Annotated in this window: 2 protein-coding genes; one reads left to right on the top strand and one right to left on the bottom strand. The window is 72.0% G+C overall.

The features are described from left to right. Positions 1–222 precede the first annotated feature (222 nt). Positions 223–1,005, top strand: a complete 783-nt coding sequence (locus tag PYV61_RS22065) for a hypothetical protein (protein WP_275835732.1) — start codon at positions 223–225, stop codon at positions 1,003–1,005. A gap of 361 nt (positions 1,006–1,366) precedes the next feature. Here the strand turns inward: PYV61_RS22065 and PYV61_RS22060 are convergent, their stop codons facing one another. Beyond that, entirely contained in the window at positions 1,367–3,589 is a 2,223-nt protein-coding gene (locus tag PYV61_RS22060) for a prolyl oligopeptidase family serine peptidase (protein ID WP_275835730.1), read from the bottom strand. Positions 3,590–3,895 lie beyond the last annotated feature (306 nt).

Here is a 3,895-nt window from a genome sequence, read left to right as displayed (position 1 = left end):
CGGTGCACGCCTCGCTCCGCGCGCTGCACGACGCCCCGCGCCACGGCCGCGCCGGCGCGATGCGCGCCCTCGACGCCGCGCTCGACCGCCTGCAGCGCCACGACCCGGCGCTCGCGCCGGAGCTCGACGTCATCCGGCTCGCCGCCGGACTCTGATCCGCCCGTCCGCCCGACTCCCCGACGCATCCGCGCCCCGCGCGACCACCCATAGAGGATCCGACCCGTGCACACCACCGCCCGCCTCCGTCTCGCCCTCGCCGCGCTCGCGGCGCTCCCCGCCGTCGCCGCCGCGCCGCGCGCCGCCGCGGCGCAGGCCAAGTTCTTCGCGTGCTACGTCCCGACGTCGGGGAGCACGTACCGCATCAAGACGGCCGACACGCCGCCGGCGTGCACCAAGGCCTCGCACGTCGAGTTCAGCTGGACGGATGGCGCCGACGCGCTCCGACTTGGCTCGCCTGTCCTCGTCAACTCGAGCAACACGCTGCTCAGCCTCCAGAACAGCGGCCCGGGGAACGCCGCCACGTTCCAGGGCGGCCAGGGGCGCGGCGTCTACGGGTTGAGCAACGGCAGCGCGGGCGTGCACGGCAACACGCCGTTCGGCAGCGGCGTCGGCGTGCGTGCCGAGTCGGGGACCGCCGCCGGGACCGCGCTCGAGGTGGTGCGCGGGGGGATCAAGGTCACGGGCGCCGGCACGATGACGCCGACCGCGGTGTTCATGGCGAACCCGAACCAGATGCAGAGCGAGTCCAACACCACCGTCGGCGGGCTCACGTACCGGTTCTTCATCGACAACCCGCACTGCAACGGCAACGCGAACGCCTTCGTCTTCGCGACCGTGCGCCGCAACGGCGGCCTCCCCAACCTCGGCGTCGACTACCCCGCGATCTCGGTCGGCTACGACGGCGGCAAGGGGCGCTGGTACATCGCCTACGAGCCCGCCGCCGCCGAGCTGGTCCCCGACGTCCCGTGGATGTTCAACTTCAACGTGATGTGCATCCGGGGCTGAGCGCCCCGCCGCACGTGATGTGGGGCAAACTGCCGGGAGAACGGATGCTCCGGATGCGACGGATCCGTTCCATCCGTTCTCCCGGCCGTTGCTCGTGTCGTCCTGAGCGCAGCGAAGGACCCACTTTCACCGGGTAGGGACCAGCCCCATCGCCTCGGAAAGTAGGTCCTTCGCTGCCCTCAGGACGACGCCTCGTGCGCGCCCCTCGTCGTCTCGAGCAACCCCAGGTCGTCCCGAGCGGAGCGAGGAACCTGGAAGGGCGACCTCTCAGATCCCTCGCGGAGCTCGGGATGACAGTGCTTCGGATGAGACGGATCCGTCTCATCCGAAGCATCCGTTCTCCTGGCAGTTCCTCGCCCGATCACTCCATCGCGCGCTTCTGCTCGAACTTCACGGGCACCCCGAGGTTGCGCGCCGTGAACGCCCAGATGTCCGCCTGCTCGGCGATCGCCTTGTCGAGCGGGCGGTACCCGTGCGACCCCTGCGCCTCGACGCGGATCAGCACCGGGCGGTCGCACCCCTGCGCCGCCTGCAGCGCGCTCGCCCACTTGAACGAGTGCCCCGGCACGACGCGGTCGTCGTGGTCGGCGGTGGTGGTGAGCGTCGCCGGGTAGCACGCCCCCGGCTTCAGGTTGTGCAGCGGCGAGTACTTCGCCAGCGTCCGGAACTGCTGGGGGTCGTCCGCCGAGCCGTACTCCGGCACCCAGAACACGCCGGCGCTGAACTTGTGGTAGCGCAGCATGTCCATCACCCCCACCGCCGGCAGCGCGACGCCGAACAGCTCGGGGCGCTGCGTCATCACCGCGCCCACCAGCAGCCCGCCGTTCGAGCCGCCGCGGATCGCCAGCTTCGGCGGCGCCGTGTACTTCTCCCGGATCAGGTACTCGGCGGCCCCGATGAAGTCGTCGAAGACGTTCTGCTTCTTGTCGAGCTTCCCGGCCTGGTGCCACGCCTCGCCGTACTCGCCGCCGCCGCGCAGGTTGGGCACCGCGTACACGCCCCCCATCTCCAGCCACGTCGCCACCGACGCCGAGAACGCGGGGACCTGGTTCACGTTGAAGCCGCCGTACGCGTACAGCATCGTCGGGTTCGTGCCGTCGAGCGCCATCCCCTTCCGGTGCGTCACGAACATCGGGATGCGCGTCCCGTCTTTGCTCGGGAAGAAGACCTGCTTCGTCTCGTACCCCGACGCGTCGAACGGCACGTTCGGCTTGAAGAACGTCTCCAGCGCCCCCGTCGCCACGTCGTAGCGGTACACGCTCGACGGCACGAGGTACGACGTGAAGCCGAAGAACAGCTCCGGCTCGTCCTCGCGCCCCGACAGCCCGGCCAGCGTCCCGATCCCCGGCAGCGGCAGCTCGCCCGTGCGCGTCCCGGCGAGGTCGTGGATCGTCACCACGCTCTTCACGTCGGCCAGGTACTGCGCGAACAGCTTCCCGCCGATCAGCGCGACCCCCTCGAGCGTGTGCTCGGACTCGGGGATCACCGTCTTCCAGTTGGCGCGCGCCGGCTTCGTGAGGTCGATCGCGACCAGCTTGTACTTGGGCGCGCCGAGGTTCGTGTGCACGTACGCCGTGGTGCCGCGCGTGCCGATCGGGGTGAACGACGCCTCCAGCGTCACGTCGATCGGGGTCAGCCTCGCGCGCACGTCCGGCGCCTTCGGGTCCTTCAGGTCCGCGACGTAGAGGTGGTTCTCCGGGTCGGTGCCGCGGTTGACGTACGCGAACAGCCACCGCCCGTCCTCGCTCACCCCGGCGCCGACGCCCCACGTCGGCTCCCGGTCGAAGCGGAAGATCTCGACGTCGGCGGTCTGCGGCGTGCCGAGCGCGTGGTAGAACACCTTCGGGTCGCGCGACGCGTTCGACAGCGTCTTCCCCGCCTCCTTCGGCGGCTCGGGGTAGCGCGTGTAGAAGAAGCCCTTGCCGTCCTCGGTCCAGCTGACGCCCGAGTAGCGCAGCCAGTCCACCGTGTCGTCGAGGTCCTTGCCGTCGGCGACCCGCTTGACCTTCACCGTGCGCCAGTCGGCGCCGCCGGCCGACAGCCCGTACGCGACGTACGTCCCCGTCGGGTCGGGGGAGAACAGCGACAGCGACGTCGACCCGTCCTTCGAGATCTCGTTGGGGTCGAGGATCAGCGTCGCGCGCTCGGCGGCGCCCTTGGCGGCGCCGGTCGCGGTGAAGTACGGCGACTGCCGCTGCAGCCCCGTGTTCTTCGTGAACCAGAGGCGCCCGCCCTGGCGGTACGGCAGCGAGACGCGCGGGTAGTTCCACATCTCGGTCAGCCGCTGCTTGATCGCGTCGCGGCCGGCGGTGGCGTCGAGGTAGCCGAACGTCACCGCGTTCTGCGCGGCGATCCAGCCCTTCGTGTCGGCGCCGTCGAGGTCCTCCAGCCACCGGTACGGGTCGGCCACCCGGGTGCCGTGGTAGTCGTCGGTCTGCGGGACCGTGCGGGTCTGCGGATACTGCACGCGCGTGGTCGGGGTGCCGGACGTGGGCGCGGCGGGCGCCTGGCCCGCGGCGGGAGTCGGGTGCGCGAGCGCCGCGCCGGCGAGGGCGGCGGCGAGCGCGCGGGGGAGGCGTGCCATGCGTAGGATCTCCACCGTCGGGTGACGCGGGGTGGGGCTGACGGGAGCACCCCAAGATACGCCCCGGACGCGCCCCCGCGGCGCAGGCGACTTTCGGCTATTGTTCGGGCGAGGCCGCACACGTCGCCGCGGCCGGCCGCCCCGCCGCACCGCATGCCGAAGCCGCCGTCCCGCCGCACCCCCGCCCGCCGCCGTCCCCGCCCCTTCCGCGAGATCGTCGGCGTCGACTTCAGCGGCGCCGCCCAGGCCGGGCACGCGACCTGGCTCGCCCGCCTGCGCCCCGCCACCGCCGCCGAGCGGCGCGCC

This window comes from Roseisolibacter sp. H3M3-2, assembly GCF_029211165.1.
GTDB lineage: Bacteria > Gemmatimonadota > Gemmatimonadetes > Gemmatimonadales > Gemmatimonadaceae > Roseisolibacter.
This window is presented reverse-complemented; position numbering and strand designations above follow the sequence as displayed.